We start from the raw sequence: 16,798 nt of genomic DNA on the forward strand, positions 1-16,798 counted from the left end.
CTAGCTTAAGATGGTCGGCTTTCTCTTTCTGGAATGGCTTTACTGTATGCACTCCAAGCGCCTTATTTATGGCTCAAATCGCGTTTTCGACTTCCTGGTCCTATGGATTTTGCCTGTTGGCTTGTTGCTGCTCCTGAGTGCGCTGTTCTTTGTCGGCAATCGCAATGTGCTGCACAGAATCGTCTATATCCTGTTCAGCGTACCGACCTTGTTCCTGTTGTGCATGCGCCCCCGGGAACTCAAGGACCTGTTACGAGAACCTCTGGTCATCGCGTTTGTAGCATTCTCCGCCTGGGCCCTGACCAGCCTGCTCTGGAGTCCCGAACCCAGCTCCGATACCGACCTGTTCAAGCGGCCGTTGAACACCTTCATGCTGTTTGGTGGCTGCGGGCTGTTGCTGCATTACCGCAATGAACTGTTCAAGCCGATGTTCTTCAGCGCCGCTGTCATTGCGCTGGTAGTCAGCCTGGGCAACCTGGTGGCGTTCGCCAAGGGTTATTCGCCCGGTATGCGCATGATCGGCGGCCTTGGCGCGCTTGATAACCCGCTGCTGAGTTCGCACCTTTTTGGTTTTTTCACCGTGTACTGGCTGTACGTCTGCATGACCACCCAGCGCATGAAGGTGTTGTGGTTCAGCGTACCGGCCCTGGCGATCATGACCGCCGCGGTTTTAGCAACCGGTTCACGCACTGCATTAGTAGCGTTGACGTTGGCCGTCCTATGGTTGAGCTTTGTCAGCCGTAACCGCCGCGCAGCGATGCTTTTCGCCGGCTTGGTCCTGGGTGCAGCCGGACTCTTGTTGTTTTTCCCCGAAATGATCACTGGACGCGGCAGCTCGTTCCGCCTCGAACTGTGGACCATGACATTGCAGCTCATCGCCGAACACCCCTGGATTGGGCATAGCTACGATTCCGAGCTATACCTGACCGTGTCCGATGGCTACCAACTGCGCGAACCCCACAGCTTTGCCCTCGGCGTGCTTTATTACGTCGGCATCATCGGCTTTATCCCTTGGGCCTTCATGCTCGGTTGGGCTCTATACAAAGGCCTGAAGGAACGCGCCCAGCCGTTGTTCATCCTGGCTTCGTCACTGCTGGCTTACGGCATCGGCGCGGGCCTGACCGAAGGCGGCGGCATATTGTCGCGCCCCAAAGAACACTGGTTCCTGCTGTGGATTCCGTTGGCAATTATCACAGGTCTGAGCCTCGCCCAGCGCCACCGCAGCCTGCTGCGCATGCCGGTACAGAACATCAAGGCCCCGGCTTTCGAGCAGCTGTGCAGCAACGCCCATGTCATTGAAGCCGATGGCTTGGGGCCAAAAGTCCTGCGCCTGGCAGACGGCAGCTTCCTCAAGCTGTTCCGCCCACGCCGCTGGTACACTTCCGGCAGCTTCAACCCTTATTCCGAGCGCTTTGCCAGCAACAGCGAGCAACTACGTACCCTGGGCATTCCAACGCCACAGATCCTCGGACTCTATCGCCTGAGCGATGCCAGCAGCGCGGTTGCCTACACCCCCCTGCCCGGCCTGACTTTGCGCCAGGCGTTGCAAAGCCTGGACAGCAGCCTGCGCGAATCACTGGTGGAGCGTTTTGGCCGGTTCATGGCGCAGTTGCACGAGCGAGGGGTGTACTTTCGCTCGTTGCACCTGGGCAATGTGTTGTTGATGGACGATGGCGAGTTCGGCCTGATCGACATCGCTGACCTGCGCATCTACCCCTCTTCACTGCGTTATGCGCTGCGCCAACGTAACCTGCGTCACATGCAGCGCTACCCACAAGACCGCAACTGGCTGTTCGAAACGCATTTCGAACAACTGGTCAAAGGGTATGCCTCGGTGGCAAGCCCGGCCGCCACTGCGAAAATCCGCGAGCAGGTACAGGGCCTGTAGTAGGAGGGATGGCGCCGTTTCAGCTCCTGAGCGGCGCCAGATACAACCTCACCAACCCACGCAAGGTCTTGCGCCCCCAGAACTTCAACGGGATCTGCTTGAGAATCTCGCGCGCCAACGGGCGGTCGCGGTCGGCGGTCTTGAGGAACATTGAGTTCAGGAAGTTGTAGCGCACCTGATCATAGGCCGGGTGATCGCTGAACAATGCGTAAGTCTTGAGAATGTTCTGGATCATGTAACGGTGGTTCTTGTACGTGTTGGTAGCGTGCTGGCGATATTTGGCCATCACCACACCCAAAGCGTCGATGGTATAGCCCGCCGCCGTGATCTTCAGCTGGATCAGCAAGTCCTCCAGGGGAATCTGCGGGTCGAACCCGCCGACCTCCTCCAGTACGTCGCGACGAATCAGCATGGTCGGCGCCGGCGGAAAGGGCTTGCGGTCCAGGAATATATCGTCGAAGTCGAGGCTGCGAAACGGCACGTCGCGACGTTGCTTCTTCTCCGGGTGCAGGTTGCCGTCACCGTCGATCAGCTCGATATTGCCGGCGCACATGCCCACCTTCGGCTTGCCCTCCATGTACGCAACCTGAGTGGCGAGACGGTCCGGCAACATGATGTCATCCGAACCGAACGGCGCGATCAGGCTACCCTTGGCACGAGCGATCGCACCGTTCAAGGTGGCGCTGAGGCCTTGGTTCTGCTGCACCTGGAAATCAAAGCCGTGCTCGGCCTGCAAGCGCTGGATGCGTTCGACGCTGTCATCCTTGGAACCGTCATCCACCACCAACAGTTCGATATTGGGGTAGGTCTGCCCCAGCACGCTGAGGATGCTCTGTTCGATGTACTGGCCATGGTTATAGGAGGCGATGATCACCGAGACCAGGGGCTGTTGCTGATTCATGCTCTACCTACTTCACGCAAACCGGTTTCAATCAGGGTCAGGTACTTGTGCTTGAACTCGTCAAGGGTGTGGTTGGCCTCCAGATAGCGGAACACCTCTTCACCCTTTTCGCGCAGCTGTTCATCGCTCAGTGCCAGATAAGTATCCAGGGCTGCAGCCAGCTGCTCGACGTTGCCCGGGTCATGGGACAGCCCACCCGCGCCCTGCACCAGGGGCAGCATTGCCGGTCCGTTGGAGGCAATCACCGGCAGATGGCCGCTCATGCCTTCCAGCAGAGCCAGGCCCAGGCCCTCGAACAGCGACGGCATGGTCCAGATGTCGAAGCCGCGCACATACTTCATGCCGTCTTCGCGAAAGCCCAGCAAGTGCGCACGACCGTTCAGGCCCAAGCGTTCGATATCGGCACGCAAATCGGCTTCGGCGCGCCCGGAACCAATGATGCCCACCTGCGCCTCAGGGTATTTATCCTTGAGCGTGGCGAAGGCCTGCAGCAGATGAGTATGGCCCTTGATCGGCACCAGGCGGCCCAGAGCGCCGATCATCCGTGCTTCCATTGGCAGGCCCAGGGCCTTGCGTGCGTCCTCACGGGACAGTTGCAAGGCTTCTGCCTGGGGAATGTCGATGGCGTTGGTGACGTAGCTGGTGTTTTCACGGGTGAACCCACAGTTGAGGTCCACCAGGTAGTCCTTCACCGCTTCCGACACGCCGACAAAACGCCAGGCCGGGCTGACCCAGCGCTGGGTCTGACGCCGACGGTAACCACGGGCATATTCGCCAAAACCGTGGGAGATACCGATGCACAGAGGGATTTTCAACCAGCGATTGAGCGACAGCATCATGTTCACCGATTTGAAGCGGTTACAAATGACCACATCGAACTTCTGCTCGCGGCAATATTTGTAGATCTGCCACATGGCGCCAAAACGAATGCCCTTGAGAGACTTCTCCGGCAGCTCGAAATAGTGGGAATGCTCAGCCACGCTCAGGGGCTGGCCGGGCAGCGGACGACCGCTTAGAAATCCGGAGGTCACCTCGAAACGTTCAGGCGGCAGGGATTTGACGATTTGCTCACCCAGGTCGGCGAAGTCATGGGTCTTGACGTTGTAGTCCGGCTGTAACTGCAAAACCTTGAAACGCGGCTTCATAACTCTCCATGCAGCGATCTGGCTACGGGCGCAAGGCCCGGTAAAAATGGGCGGCAGACCCACGCTGGCCTACCTTCGAGAGGTTCTCAGTCCTGCTTAAGGACCCACAACAGCTCGTGACGACGCACGGCTTTGCGAAAGAATTCGTTCTCGCCGTAAGGCGATGGACTACGTCCGGCCAGCACTTGCTGCAACCACTTGCGCACCCGGCGCTTGAGCGGCGCGCGCGGCTGCAAGTCGTGCATCATGCCCAGGGCCATGGCCTTGTCCTGCTGCTGGCTCAAGGTGAGTGCAAAGCTGCACGGCACCATCTCGGGCGATGAATCGAAACGTGGCGGCAGCGCCATCCCAGCACCGGAGTCACCCATGGGCCAGCGGTCATTATCATGCAGGTGGTTGGCATAACCGAGCAACGTGTCGGGCTGCCACTCCAGGCCCTGCAGAGCTTCAAGCACCGCCGCATGGGCGCAGATGTGGTCAGCGTGGGGGTCCAGCAATGGCGTGGGCAACACGATCACCTGAGGGCGCGCCTTGAGCAGCAGTGCGCGCAGGTCGGCGATCAGGTTGTGCCAGGTCGGTGCGCCATCTGCATCACCCGGCAGGGCAAAGCCGTTGAACTGGCGAAATAGCCGCGTGTCGGCCAAATCCGCTTCGCGCGACGCCTGAGGCTGGTCCGGCGCAGCCTGCATGGCCTGCAATTGCATGCAGAAGTAACCCAACTGCACGCATTGTGCTTCGGGCACCCCGGCCCAACGCGGCACCGCGACGCTGTCCCAGGCACGCAAGCGGCCCTTGAGGCGTGATGCTTGGGCCTTGGGCAAACCCATCTGCTGATAGTGCTCGGCTTCGATCTCCCCGGCGGTCAGGGTCACGATCCAGCTTTCAGCCGCTTGACTGTAAAGGCTGAACGCGGCCAGCTCGGCATCGTCGGCGTGAGGAGCGATCACCATCACACGTTGCTGGCGATAGTCCGGTTGGTGGAAACGCCACAGAATCGGCTGCCCCTGGATCCGGCAAAAGCGCCCGCGCAAGCTGATGTTGCCCGCCGCCAGTGCTTGTGCAGCGCCGGTCAGGTTGAGATAGCGGCGCCCGTTGACGCCACGTTCAAAGGTTTGGCGGTCCGCTGAGTCAAGGCCCAACAGGTCCACCGCCGGGTCTAGGAAGCGCCCCAGCCACGAACTTTTCAACTCAACGCCAATAATCAGGGTTTCATCGTTCGCCAGCGGCGCATCCAGCAACAGCCGCCCCGACTCCAGGCGCAAACCGGGCTGCTCGCTGCCGGCTGGGAATGCGTACTCATAGTGGTCGCTGGGCGAGTAGAACAGGTGATCGGCAAACCACGCTTCATGGGCCGCCCATAGCAATACCGCCAACATCGGCGGCAGCCACCAGGCCACCATTACACCGGTGGCAACCAGCACCGCCAAGCCGATCAACAGCGCAATGCGCTTGTTGCGCCGATGGCGCTTGAGCAGTTGCTGTTTGCGACTCATACGCTGAACACCGGCACCGGGTTGCACCAGCGCTCCTTATACTCACGGTCGGAACGACCGAAGGAAAAGCGCAGCGACTTGTTCGCCGCCCGCGCCTGCTCCCAGGCGCTTTGGGTATTGAGGAAACTCAACACGCTGCCAGGGCTGAACGCACGGGTTTGCGGGTCGACGCCGCCGTTGACGTACTCGGCGCTGAACCATTCATTGGACTGCACCTGATACACCAATTGCACCGCAATCGCGGCGTCATTGAGAAACAGCACCGAGCCGAACACAAACTCCTTGAGCAGCTCCAGCACCTCGGCCAAACGCGCCGCACCAGCCGCCGGGAACCCCCAGCGACGCTGGAACAGATCGCAATAAATCGCCGCCAGTTCCACGCTGGAGAACTCACTGACCGCCCGCACCACGCCGCCCGCTTCTTCCAGCAAACGCAATTCACGTCGTTGGTTGTAGCGAAACTTCTTCGACAGCTCTTCGGGCGTGCGCGCCATGGCCAATTGCTCGGCCTGGGGCTTGAGGGTACTGACGCGCCCTTCGTTAAGGGCCGACAGGTAGCGCGCCCGGTGGCGCAGCGGCAACTGCGCATCGACGGCAATGGGCAGGATGACCTCGGCATTGCCCAGGTCAAACAGGCCTTTCTTGCCGGTGCGCTTGAGCACGTCCTTGGAGAGAGCCAGATCGCGCCCCCAGGTGGCTATCGCCCCCTTGAGTTCGCCACCTTGTTCCCAGCCCAGGTAGCGTACCGGAATCTGCGCCAGGCCAGCCAACCGCTCGATAACCTGCGGGTGGGTCGCCACGCTGCCGCCGTAACGCTGCCAGGCCTGGGCGTAAACCTCGGCCTCGACAGGCGCCCAGCCACGTTCACGCCAGCCCTGGAAGCGGTTCAGCATTTAAACCACGGCGTCATAAGGGTCCACGCCGTCTTTCACGACCAGGATGTCTTCCATGATCAGGTACTGCAGGTCCGAGCCGAAGAACATGTTCAGCGCGTCGGTCGGCGAGCAGATCATCGCCTCGCCACGACGGTTGAGCGAGGTGTTCAGGGACACGCCGTTGCCGGTCAGCACTTCCAGCTCTTTCATCATGTCGTAGTAGCGCGGGTTGTATTCGCGCTTGAGTACCTGAGCGCGGGACGTGCCATCTTCATGCACCACTTCAGGCACGCGGGTCTTCCACTCTTCCGACACTTCAAAGGTGAAGGTCATGAACGGCGCCGGGTGATCGACCTTGATCATCTGCGGGGCCACGGTGTCGAGCATCGACGGGCAGAAAGGCCTCCAGCGCTCGCGGAACTTGATCTGGTGGTTGATGCGGTCAGCCACGCCGGTGGCGCTTGGGCAGCCGATAATCGAACGCCCACCCAAGGCACGCGGGCCAAACTCCATGCGGCCCTGAAACCAGGCCACCGGGTTACCGTCGACCATGATCTTGGCGATGCGCTTGGGCATGTTTTCGATCTTGCGCCAGTTCGGCTTGCTCTCGTGCTTGGCGCAAGCGGCGATCACGTCTTCGTTGCTATAGGACGGGCCGAGGTACACGTGCTCCATCTTCTCCACCGGTACACCACGAGCGTGGGATACATAGGCGGCCGCGCCGACAGCCGTGCCGGCATCACCGGACGCCGGCTGCACGAACAACTCTTTCACGTCGTCGCGGGCAATGATCTTCTGGTTCAGCTTGACGTTCAGCGCACAGCCGCCGGCGAAGGCCAGCTTGCCGGTGTCCTTGAGGATGTCGCCCAGGTAATGGTCGATCATCTGCAAGGCCAGCTTCTCGAACAACGCCTGCATACTGGCGGCGTAGTGGATATACGGCTCGTCGGCAATGTCGCCTTCGCGCTTGGGGCCCAGCCACTCGATCAGTTTTGGCGAGAAGTAGAAACCCTTGCCCTTCTCTTTGTAGCGACGCAGGCCGATGACGTTGGCGTAGTCGGTGTTGATCACCAGCTCGCCGTTTTCAAAGGACGCCAAACGCGAGAAGTCGTACTTGCTGGCATCACCGTACGGCGCCATGCCCATGACCTTGAACTCACCGTCGAGCATCTCGAAACCGAGGAACTCGGTGATCGCACCGTACAGGCCGCCGAGAGAATCCGGGTCGTAGAATTCCTTGATCTTGTGGATCTTGCCGTTTTCGCCATAGCCGAAGAACGTGGTGGCGTACTCACCTTTGCCGTCGATGCCCAGGATCGCGGTTTTTTCCTGGAAACCCGAGCAGTGGTAGGCGCTGGAAGCGTGGGCCAGGTGGTGTTCAACCGGTTCGATCTTGATTTTCTTCGGATCGAAGCCCAGTTGTTCCAGGCACCAGACAATCTTGTTGCGATAGCGCTTGTAGCGACGGTTACCCATCAGGATCGCGTCGAGGGCGCGGTCCGGGGCGTACCAGTAGCGCTTGGCGTAGTGCCAGCGTGCCTCGCCGAACAGGCTGATCGGGGCGAATGGGATCGCCACCACGTCAACGTCCGAAGGCTTGATGCCAGCCTGTTCCAGGCAGAACTTCGCCGACTCGTAGGGCATGCGGTTCTTTGCATGTTTGTCGCGTACGAAGCGCTCTTCTTCGGCGGCCGCAATCAGCTTGCCGTCGATATACAGGGCTGCGGAAGGATCATGGCTAAGGGCGCCGGACAGGCCAAGAATCGTCAATGCCACTGGGGTCTAGCCTCTTTTAGTCTGCATGCAGGCGCATCGCGCCTGAAAAAAGTGTGCTTCCCGCCCGGGCGGGAAACAGCTAAAGGGCGGGATTATAGCTTAAAAGCAGTAGGAAGCTGTTAGCGCAGCTCGATGCTACCGTCGGCGCTTTGGCGGTAGATGGTGTAGGGCAAGACGAGCGTGTCCAGCACCGCGGAAACCGGCGCATCCAGAATGACCCATGGAATCCCGTTCAACGAGAGCCCACCCGCAGAGTTGGGAGGCCCATGCAAGACGCAGAGGTCATAAGCTACGCCACTGTAGATTCGCGAAACGGACTGACAGTAGGTTTTCTTGCCCTTGAGGTCACGAACAGTAACGTCATCGCCACGCAGCACGGTGGTCGCCGTGCCGCAGCCTGCAACGATCAACGACATTCCCAGCAACATCAGCAAGCGCAGGATAGGAGTCCACATAGTTGATTCTTCTTTTCGTTTGATAAAGATCGAAAACCTAGCACCACAAAACCAAGACTTCAGGCTTGCGCAGTCGACGCTAAGCGTAGGAAGCGTCCCAATGCGCCAGGCGGTAAGGAGTTCGGCAAATCAGAGGACGAGTCGTTAAACTTGTCACATTTGCACTTACACCCTTACTTGCGTGCGCTACCCACTCGGCCTTTTCATGACTCCTTCTGCTCCAACCTGCCTTGCCTTACTGCTGGGCCTGTGCAACACCGCCCAAGCCGACAATGCGCCCCTGATCCTGGATCCCAGCGTGGTCACCGGCTCGCGCAGCGCCAGCCGGACGTTCGACCTGCCGTATTCGGTAGACGGCATTAATCGTGAACAAATCAGCAACGGCCAACTGGGCATCAACGCCTCCGAAGCCCTGTCCCGCGTGCCCGGCCTGGTGGTGCAGAACCGCCAGAACTATGCACAGGACTTGCAGATCTCGTCCCGCGGCTTCGGCGCCCGTTCGGCGTTTGGCGTACGCGGCATCAAGCTGATCGCCGATGGCATCCCCGCCAGCACCCCCGACGGCCAGGGCCAGGCCGCAACGTTCAACCTCGACACTGCCGAGCGCATCGAAGTGCTGCGCGGCCCGGCGGCGACTCTGTATGGCAGTAACGCCGGCGGTGTGATCCAAATGTTCTCCCGCGACGGCGAAGGCCCACCGCGCATCGGCGCAGAAACGCTGGTGGGCAGCGACGGGCTGAACAAGAACCACCTTAGCGCGGAAGGCGCGGCGAATGGTGCCGGGTTCGTGCTCGATGCCTCACGCATGGACACCAACGGCTACCGCGACCACAGCAGCGCCCGGCGCGACCAGACCTTCGCCAAGCTCAACTTCCAGCCGGATGACGACAGCAAGCTGGCATTGATCTACAGCAGCCTGGAGCAGAACGGTACGCAGGATCCGCTGGGGCAGACCTGGACAGCGTACAAGGCCGATCCGCGTTCGGTAAGCGCCAACGCGCTGACCTATAACACGCGTAAAAGCATCGATCACCAGCAATTGGGAATGAACTACGAGCGCTACATCGGCAATGCGACGTTGCAGGTCAATGCGTATACCGGGCGCCGCAGTATGATTCAGTACCTGTCGATCCCGGACAAGTTTCCCAGCGGCGCAACCAACCCTGCTAACGCCCGTGGTGGCGTCGTGGCATTTGACCGAAAGTTCTACGGCGGCTCCATTCATTGGCTGCAACCCATCAGCAGCGTACCGGGCGACCTGACAATCATCAGCGGCCTCGATTACGACCGCAGCGAAGATGATCGCCAAGGCTACTCCAACACTTTGAACGGCGTACATGGAGTCAAAGGCGCCCTGGGCCGCGACGAAATCGACACCGCCACCAGCGTTGATCCCTTCGTGCAAGCCAACTGGTTACTGGGCGATTGGACCCTGCAAGCTGGCCTGCGGCACAGCACCATGAAAATGCAGGTCGACGACCATTTCCTAAATGATGGCAACGACAGCGGCAGCAAGACTTATCAAAAAAACACACCATCGGTCAGCGTGATGTACGCCTTCACCCCTGACTTGCACGGCTACGTGAGTGCGGGCAAAGGCTTCGAAACCCCCACTCAAGCTGAATCAGCCTATTCAAGCACCGCCAACGGCTTCAACTTTGCTCTCAAGCCGTCTGTCAGCAAGCAGTTCGAAGTCGGCTTGAAGGCCCGTCTAGGTCAAGACACCCGCATCAACGCCGCAGTGTTCCAAATCACCACCGAAGACGAACTGGTCGTGCAACAGGCAAGCGGGGGCCGCACAACTTACCAGAACGCCAGTCGCACACTACGTCGCGGCTTCGAACTGGGTGTTGAAAGCCAACTGAACGAGCACTGGAGCACCAGCCTCGCCTATACCCGCCTCCAAGCCACCTACGACAGCGACTTCGCCAGCGGCGCCAACACCATCGACAAGGGCAACTACCTCCCCGGCGTCCCCCAAACCACCCTGTTCGCCGAACTGAACTGGAAGCCACGGGACTGGGTCAGCACGGCCATCGAAGGTATGTACCGCAGCAAAGTCTATGTCGAAGACACCAATAGCCAACATGCCGCACCGGGCTACAGCGTCTTCAACTGGCGGGCACGGTTTGAGCAGAAGGTGGAGCACTGGACCTTTCACCAGACCTTGCGCCTGGATAACCTGCTGGATCGTCAATATGTGGGGTCGGTGATTGTGGGTGACGGCAATAGGCGCTACTACGAAGCAGCACCGGGACGCTCCTGGTATGCAGGCGCTGGGGCTGAATATCAATTCTGATGTGGGAGGGGGCTTGCCCCCTTCCACATTTGGGTATCAGGCGCCCGCTTAAACCACGATGGTTTTAGGCAACCGCTGATCGATCAACTGATACAACGCACTGCCCTGCGGCCAATTGCGCATAAACCGTGCGCGATCCTTGGCATAGGCCGGTGCGAAGCTGGCAACGGAACTGTGCTGACACATGGCATCCAGATCAATCATCGCCCAACGCCCGTCATTCCAGAACAGGTTATGGCCTTTGAAATCGCCATGACTGATGCGCTCGCCAATCAACTGGGTAAACAACTGCTCCAGTGCGAGCAGCTCGCTCTCAGGCGCATCGCCGTTTTCAACATACGGCGCAAAGCGCTCGATGATGTCCGGCCCCGGCAGAAACTCGGTGACCAGATACGCACGGCTGCGCAGCCATAAAAAGCGCTTCTCCAGCACCGCCAGTGGCTTGGGCGTAGCAAAGCCGAGAAATGCCAGGCGGTTACCCTCGCGCCAGGAATGCCAGGCTCGGCTCGGACGCCAGAAGCGCTTGAGCCAGTGGGCAAAGCCTTTGATGTTGTAGCGCTTGATCACCAATGGCCGACCAGCCACTTCGACCTTGGCCACACTGGCCGCGCCGCCGGTCTTGTACAGGTGGCCCTGGTCGAGCAAGGCGTCTGCCTGTTCCAGCACCGGTAACATGGCCGTTTCTTCTTCGCGACGAATCGCACGCAAGCCAAAGGCGCCACGCACCACGCTGAACAGCGTGCATTCGCGGCCAGTCTTGTCCAGAAAGTCCTTCAAGCGCCAGGCGCTGACTTTGCGCACCTGCTTTTCCAGGGCTTGCAGCGGCAAGGCGTGCTCACCATTACCCAGCAGGTAGTACACCAATAATTCTTCGGTAAACGGCTCAAGGTTTTTCGGCAGCTGGGCGAAAAACACGCCGAGGTTTTCCAGCACGCGATTGCGCGACAACGGCTTACCCGCCTCCTCGACACAAATGCCTGCGCCATCGATCAAGTACAGCTTGCCGTCCTGGCGCAGCAGGTTGTCCAGGTGCAGGTCTTCCTGCCACAGGCCTTTGGCATGCATTTGCGCAATCGCGCCCAATGCTTCGGCGAGCACGGCGGTTTGTTCGTCCGCCAACGGCGGCAGATGTTCGACGGCGTGCCACGCATCGGCCAGGCTTTGGGCGCCCTCGATAAACTCAAACAGCAGCCAGCCGCCCTCGCCGTCCTGCAAGCCATCGGCCAACAACAACGGTGTGGTCAGGCCTTGCTCAGCCAACAAACGCACACCCTTGAGTTCACGCTGAAAATGCCGCGCCGCCTTGCTGCCAACCAACAATTTGGCCAATACCGGGCGACCACGCCACACTGCCGCGCCCACGTAGCGCTGCCCGGGCAACACCCGCAGCAGGCTCAGCAGTTGCAACTGCCCCGGGCCTGCAGCATCCGCCAGATCGATGGTCAACGGCAGGCTGGGGCTACGGCCGGCATTTTTCAGCTCGGATAAACGCATCAGCGGTTCTCCTTGTGGCTGCGGCGTGCGGTCAGGCGCTGGTGCCAAGTGGAGACCAGGTCGCTGTCCTCGGGCTGCTCAAGATACGCCGCCAGCAGCTGGCGCACCTGCGCGTCCGACCATTGGGGCGCGCGACGCAGCAGCGGTTCCAGGTCCTTGACCCGGTCACGCCAGCCAAACAGCAACGGACGGGTTTTTTCCAGGTCGATCAGCTGCGCGGCATAACCCTCAGCGGTGGCCTGCAGGAAAATATGCTTGGGGTAAAAACAGCCATGCACCTGCCCGACGCTGTGCAGATGACGCGCCAGCTTGCCGCACGCCGACAGGATCGCACTGTGCTGGGCGACGCTCAATTGCTGCCACTGCTCCAGCAACGAATCCAGGTCGTTCCAACCATCCAGAGCACGGGTAAGCAGCATTGCCCGGCGCTCGCCCTTAACCTTGCGCTCACCGAAGAACGCCGCCTGCAGAGCAGGGATTCCGAGCTTTCGATACAGGCTGATATTACGGAACTCGCGCGCAAAACTCGGCTCGCCAAACGGCCGGTGCAAGGTGCGCGTCAGGTAGTTGCTCTGGCGCTTGAGGTAATAGCCCTGCCCTTCAAGCTCCAGGCGATACACACTGCTCCAGCCGCCGTGACTGGTATTGGGCTCGTCCACTGCGTCCAGTTGCTTGGCCCACAGGGCGTCAAACGTCGCCAGACCGTTGCGCTCAAGCAAGGCTCGGTCTTCGGCCGCCAGGAAGTCACTCATTCGCGTCCCTCAAAAAACTTCACCACGTGACGAATTCGCCGTTTGTCCGACGCCGACAAGTGCGTGCGCTGGCGGTATTGCAGGTAGAAACGCAGGCGCTGGGTGGCCGACAGGTGATATTTGGCGACCTTGTCCAGGCAAGCCAAGTCCTTGGTGATGCGGTACTTGAGCCAGAAACCACGCCAGAAATCACCGTTGGGGCAATCGATCAGGTACAGGGTTCGTTGGTCGTCCACCAGCAGGTTGCGCCACTTCAAGTCGTTATGAGTGAAGCGGTGCTCATGCATGGTGCGCGTGTATTCGGCGAGCTGGCGGCTGATGCCATCGACCCACCGGGGGTCTTTCAGGCGTTCGTCATTGCGCTCGGCCAGCACTGACAAGTCTTCCGTCTTGGGCAGCTCGCGGGTAATCATCGCGCCCCGGTTATAAGCCAGGCCCTTGCGGTCCAGGCCCCAGGCGACGACATCAGCCGTCGGGATGCCCCACTTGGCGAAACGCTTGAGGTTCTGCCATTCGGATTTCACCCGCGGCCTGCCCAGGTAACGGCGCAAGCCTTTGCCGGCGCCCACGTAGCGCTTCACGTAATAATTGACCCCGCCGCGCTCGACCCGGATGACTTCCGACAGCGGGTCGCGGGTCAATCGCTCGCCTTGCAAGGCAAATACCGCCTCCAGGCTTCCAAAGTCATCCGCCAGGGCGGCATAGGCAGGTTCCAGGTTCCAACCCGCCATCAGAGCGCATCCCCGTATCGTTGCTTGCGCGCGTAAAGCTTGGAGGCCATGCGCTCAAGCTCAGACAGCAGCGCAGCTTGCTCCGCCAGGATCTGGCGCAACGGCTGCTGGAAGTACGTCTTGAGAAAGCGCAGCTTGTCGCGCTGGGTCAGGCCGATCTCCAATGCGGAGTAATACAGGCCGGCCAGGTCCTTGTTACGCCAGCGCAGTGGAATCGTCGGACGCACCTGCGCACGGTGCAGGTCGATCACCGACAATTTCAGATTGTCGACGGTAATGGGCTGGTCCGTGTGCAACAGGAAATGGCAGAGGTAGCAGTCGCGATGGTTCACGCCACCGCGGTGCATCGCGCCGACGGTGCGCGCCAGCTCACGGGTCAAGGCGTGTTTGATGGCCGGCACGGGCGGTTGCTTGACCCAATCGAGGGTCAAGTCTTCCAGGCTGATAATCGGCGTCAGTTCCTGGGTAATGATGAACGAATGCTGGTCGGCCGGGTTGCTGCCTTTTTCGCCAAAGGCCACGGCGGTCATGGTCGGCACGCCCAGCGCTTGCAGGCGCTGGATCGCCAGCCACTCCAGGCCTGCGCCCAGTACCGGCAACTTGGCCGTGACCAGGTTCTTGAGGATTTCGCCCCAGCCAATGCCACGGTGAATCTTCACAAAGTAAGGCTGGCCTTCGACCACCGTACGCAACGTACGGCGAGCGGCCAGCTCGCGGAACACCTGGCCTTGCAGCTTCTCGACCTCGGCGAACGCATCGCGTCCGGCCCAGAGGGTCTTGAAGGGTTCGGCTAGAATCAACTTCATCGGTTTGGCTCCGCCAGAATCAGGTCCGCAGCGTACTGCGGCATGCTATAGAGGTCGGCCGTCTCGGCGAAGGCCAGACCATTGCGACTCCAGGTCGCGCGTGCGTGTGGATCGTCGAGCATATCCACCAGGTACTGGTTGAGCTGGGCTTGCTCGAACGGCTCGTCCAACACCCGGCCGCTCTGGGCCTTGTCGATGTAGAACGCGTAGCCACACACCCGGCTCACCAGTACCGGGAGGCCGGCGACCACCGCTTCGACCAGCACCATACCGGCCGCCTCGTTGTACGCAGGGTGAATCAGCAGGTCGGCGCCCAGCAGGAAACGCGGGATATCACTGCGGCCCTTGAAGAACTGCACCTGATCGCCCAGGCCCAATGCCGCACTCTGCAATTGGAATACCTTGGGGTCGTCCTGACCGATTACAAACAGTCGGGTGCGCTTCTTCAGCTTGGAAGGCAAGGCGGCCACGGCCTTGAGGCTGCGGTCGACGCCCTTGGTCTTGAAGCCCGAACCGATCTGCACCAGCAACAGGTCGTCCTCGGCCAGGCCGAACTCACGACGAAACTCAGCGCGGATTTCGGCCGCGTCAGGCGGAGCGCGCCGGTCGCGGGCAATGCCCGGCGGCAGCAAGTGGAAACGCTCGGCCTGGGTGCCGTAATACTGGGTGAACAACTTCTGCTGATGTTCGGACAGCACCATGATTTGGGTCTTGGCGTCCTTATCGAACACCGCGCGCTCGTATTCGGCGAAGTGCCGATAGCGCCCGAACCAGCGGTACATGGGATTGCGCAGGTTTTGAGCCTTGTCTTCGAACACCCCGTCGGCGGCAAAATACACATCCAGCCCCGGCATCTTGTTGAAGCCCACCACGCGATCCACCGGCCGCTTGGCCAGGTCGGCCTGGATCCAGGCATACAGCTTTTCATTGCGACGGTGATTGACCAGCGCCTTGACCGGCGCCACCAGTACTTCGAAGCCGGGTGGGATGTCGCCTTCCCAGATCAGCGTATAGACACGAATCTTGTGGCCGCGCTGCTGGCACTCCAGGGCGATGCGCATGAAGTCGCGCTGCAAGCCACCGAAGGGAAAGTACTTGTACAGAACAAAAGCCAGTTGCATCAGTGCTGCTCCTCAGCCAGTAACAACGTGCTCAGCCGGCTTGCTACACGCTCAGGATTCAAGCGCGTGAAGCACAGGGGCGACTCACGCTTGATGTCGAACCGCCGCAGGTCGTCGGCGGTAGGTTGATAGGTACACTGCTTTTGCAGGCACGGCGCACACGGCCAGTCGCTGGCCAAATGGATCTGGCCCTTGCCGTAAGCGCCAGTAAGGCCCGGATTGGTGGGGCCGAACAGGGAAATGGTCGGCACATCCAGCGCTGCCGCCAGGTGACCGAGGCCGGTGTCCACCGCCACACAGGCGCGGGCGCCCGCCAACACGCCGGCCACGCCCGCCAGGTTGAGTTTGGGCAGCACTTCGGCGTTGGGCAGGCCTTGGGCCAGGCGCTCGGCCCGAGCCTTTTCGGCGGCGTTACCCCACGGCAATTTCACGTCCACGCCCAGGCGCCCCATGCGTTCGGCCAGCTCACGCCAATAGGCTTCGGGCCAGTGCTTGGTGTCCCAGGTAGTGCCGTGCAGCAGCAACACAAAGGGTTTTTTCGGCGGCAGGCCCAGTAGTTTTTCAACGCTCAGGCCATAGTCGCCCAAGCCTTTGGGCAGGTCGTAGCCCAGGGCCACGGCGAACAGTTGGCGCAAGCGCTCTACCGCGTGTTGCCCGCGGGCCACGGCCAGGCGTCGTGAATAAAAACGCGCAGCGATCGGCTCACGGGCCGAGTTTTTATCAAAGCCGGCCACTGGAGCACGCACATAGCGGGTCAGCCAGGCGCTTTTCAGCAGGCCCTGGGCGTCGATCACCAGGTCATACTTGGTCGACTGCACGGTCTGCTTGAAACGCCGCCACTCGCCACTCTTGATGGTTTGCCAAAGGTTTTTGCGCCAGCGGCGAATCGCCACCGGGATCACCTTGTCCACCGCCGGGTGCCAGGTCGGGATTTCGGCAAAGCCTTCTTCCACCACCCAATCAAAGCGAATGCCGGGAATCGCCCGTGCTGCATCGGTCAACGCCGGCAAGGCATGGATCACATCGCCCAGGGATGAGGTCTTGACTACCAGTACCCGCAAC

At 60.6% G+C, this 16,798-nt stretch carries 14 protein-coding genes; 2 read left to right on the forward strand and 12 right to left on the reverse strand.

The window, feature by feature from the left end; all coding sequences use genetic code 11:
* The first annotated feature begins 46 nt into the window (after positions 1-46).
* The gene (locus E4P01_RS23035) at positions 47-1,888 is read left to right on the forward strand and encodes a bifunctional O-antigen ligase/aminoglycoside phosphotransferase family protein (RefSeq protein ID WP_148852940.1); all 1,842 of its coding nucleotides are present in this window, start codon (positions 47-49) and stop codon (positions 1,886-1,888) included.
* A gap of 19 nt (positions 1,889-1,907) precedes the next feature.
* On the opposite strand, the gene E4P01_RS23040 is transcribed toward E4P01_RS23035, so the two are convergent.
* The 6 genes from E4P01_RS23040 to E4P01_RS23065 all read right to left on the reverse strand — a co-directional run bounded on the left by E4P01_RS23040 (position 1,908) and on the right by E4P01_RS23065 (position 8,533).
* On the reverse strand, positions 1,908-2,789 hold the full coding sequence (locus E4P01_RS23040; RefSeq protein WP_078820131.1) for a glycosyltransferase: 882 nt from the start codon (positions 2,787-2,789) through the stop codon (positions 1,908-1,910).
* Positions 2,786-3,934 carry a glycosyltransferase family 4 protein gene (locus tag E4P01_RS23045; protein ID WP_032878257.1) on the reverse strand — a complete coding sequence of 383 codons (1,149 nt, stop codon included), beginning with the start codon at positions 3,932-3,934 and terminating at the stop codon, positions 2,786-2,788. Before E4P01_RS23045 ends, E4P01_RS23040 begins: the two co-directional genes overlap by 4 nt.
* An 86-nt stretch (positions 3,935-4,020) precedes the next feature.
* On the reverse strand, positions 4,021-5,427 hold the full coding sequence (locus E4P01_RS23050) for a PIG-L family deacetylase (RefSeq protein ID WP_216090649.1): 1,407 nt from the start codon (positions 5,425-5,427) through the stop codon (positions 4,021-4,023).
* Positions 5,424-6,320, reverse strand: coding sequence for a GNAT family N-acetyltransferase (locus E4P01_RS23055; protein ID WP_216090648.1), 897 nt, complete (start codon positions 6,318-6,320; stop codon positions 5,424-5,426). The genes E4P01_RS23050 and E4P01_RS23055 overlap by 4 nt, the downstream gene beginning before the upstream one ends.
* Positions 6,321-8,078, reverse strand: a complete 1,758-nt coding sequence (locus tag E4P01_RS23060; protein WP_003187998.1) for a carbamoyltransferase — start codon at positions 8,076-8,078, stop codon at positions 6,321-6,323.
* Between the two features lie 119 nt (positions 8,079-8,197).
* Positions 8,198-8,533 (reverse strand): YceK/YidQ family lipoprotein, encoded by a 336-nt coding sequence (locus E4P01_RS23065; protein ID WP_032878260.1) that lies wholly within the window; start codon positions 8,531-8,533, stop codon positions 8,198-8,200.
* A gap of 205 nt (positions 8,534-8,738) precedes the next feature.
* Here E4P01_RS23065 and E4P01_RS23070 point away from each other — a divergent pair, with 205 nt between their 5' ends.
* Entirely contained in the window at positions 8,739-10,832 is a 2,094-nt protein-coding gene (locus tag E4P01_RS23070; protein ID WP_216090647.1) for a TonB-dependent receptor, read from the forward strand.
* 48 nt (positions 10,833-10,880) lie between these two features.
* Here E4P01_RS23070 and E4P01_RS23075 read toward each other — a convergent pair whose 3' ends face one another.
* The 6 genes from E4P01_RS23075 to waaC are packed head-to-tail and all read right to left on the reverse strand — an operon-like array spanning position 10,881 to position 16,797.
* Positions 10,881-12,326, reverse strand: coding sequence for a lipopolysaccharide kinase InaA family protein (locus tag E4P01_RS23075; RefSeq protein WP_216090646.1), 1,446 nt, complete (start codon positions 12,324-12,326; stop codon positions 10,881-10,883).
* Positions 12,326-13,078, reverse strand: a complete 753-nt coding sequence (locus E4P01_RS23080; RefSeq protein WP_032878263.1) for a lipopolysaccharide kinase InaA family protein — start codon at positions 13,076-13,078, stop codon at positions 12,326-12,328. The genes E4P01_RS23075 and E4P01_RS23080 overlap by 1 nt, the downstream gene beginning before the upstream one ends.
* Positions 13,075-13,809 (reverse strand): lipopolysaccharide kinase InaA family protein, encoded by a 735-nt coding sequence (locus E4P01_RS23085; RefSeq protein ID WP_005784139.1) that lies wholly within the window; start codon positions 13,807-13,809, stop codon positions 13,075-13,077. The genes E4P01_RS23080 and E4P01_RS23085 overlap by 4 nt, the downstream gene beginning before the upstream one ends.
* Positions 13,809-14,615, reverse strand: a complete 807-nt coding sequence (gene rfaP / locus E4P01_RS23090) for a lipopolysaccharide core heptose(I) kinase RfaP (protein ID WP_216090645.1) — start codon at positions 14,613-14,615, stop codon at positions 13,809-13,811. Before rfaP ends, E4P01_RS23085 begins: the two co-directional genes overlap by 1 nt.
* Positions 14,612-15,736, reverse strand: coding sequence for a glycosyltransferase family 4 protein (locus E4P01_RS23095; protein WP_005784135.1), 1,125 nt, complete (start codon positions 15,734-15,736; stop codon positions 14,612-14,614). Before E4P01_RS23095 ends, rfaP begins: the two co-directional genes overlap by 4 nt.
* On the reverse strand, positions 15,736-16,797 hold the full coding sequence (waaC, locus tag E4P01_RS23100; protein WP_078820124.1) for a lipopolysaccharide heptosyltransferase I: 1,062 nt from the start codon (positions 16,795-16,797) through the stop codon (positions 15,736-15,738). Before waaC ends, E4P01_RS23095 begins: the two co-directional genes overlap by 1 nt.
* Position 16,798: the final 1 nt, after the last annotated feature.

Source organism: Pseudomonas sp. NCIMB 10586 (genome assembly GCF_023127895.1).
GTDB lineage: Bacteria > Pseudomonadota > Gammaproteobacteria > Pseudomonadales > Pseudomonadaceae > Aquipseudomonas > Aquipseudomonas synxantha_A.

Coding starts and splice junctions, on each gene's coding strand:
- E4P01_RS23085 (WP_005784139.1), bottom strand. CDS start 13,809: ATGGCGGGTTGGAACCTGGAACCTGCCTATGCCGCCCTGGCGGATGAC.
- E4P01_RS23045 (WP_032878257.1), bottom strand. CDS start 3,934: ATGAAGCCGCGTTTCAAGGTTTTGCAGTTACAGCCGGACTACAACGTC.
- E4P01_RS23035 (WP_148852940.1), top strand. CDS start 47: ATGCACTCCAAGCGCCTTATTTATGGCTCAAATCGCGTTTTCGACTTC.
- E4P01_RS23065 (WP_032878260.1), bottom strand. CDS start 8,533: ATGTGGACTCCTATCCTGCGCTTGCTGATGTTGCTGGGAATGTCGTTG.
- rfaP (WP_216090645.1), bottom strand. CDS start 14,615: ATGAAGTTGATTCTAGCCGAACCCTTCAAGACCCTCTGGGCCGGACGC.
- E4P01_RS23040 (WP_078820131.1), bottom strand. CDS start 2,789: ATGAATCAGCAACAGCCCCTGGTCTCGGTGATCATCGCCTCCTATAAC.
- E4P01_RS23050 (WP_216090649.1), bottom strand. CDS start 5,427: ATGAGTCGCAAACAGCAACTGCTCAAGCGCCATCGGCGCAACAAGCGC.
- E4P01_RS23080 (WP_032878263.1), bottom strand. CDS start 13,078: ATGAGTGACTTCCTGGCGGCCGAAGACCGAGCCTTGCTTGAGCGCAAC.
- E4P01_RS23070 (WP_216090647.1), top strand. CDS start 8,739: ATGACTCCTTCTGCTCCAACCTGCCTTGCCTTACTGCTGGGCCTGTGC.
- E4P01_RS23055 (WP_216090648.1), bottom strand. CDS start 6,320: ATGCTGAACCGCTTCCAGGGCTGGCGTGAACGTGGCTGGGCGCCTGTC.
- E4P01_RS23095 (WP_005784135.1), bottom strand. CDS start 15,736: ATGCAACTGGCTTTTGTTCTGTACAAGTACTTTCCCTTCGGTGGCTTG.
- E4P01_RS23075 (WP_216090646.1), bottom strand. CDS start 12,326: ATGCGTTTATCCGAGCTGAAAAATGCCGGCCGTAGCCCCAGCCTGCCG.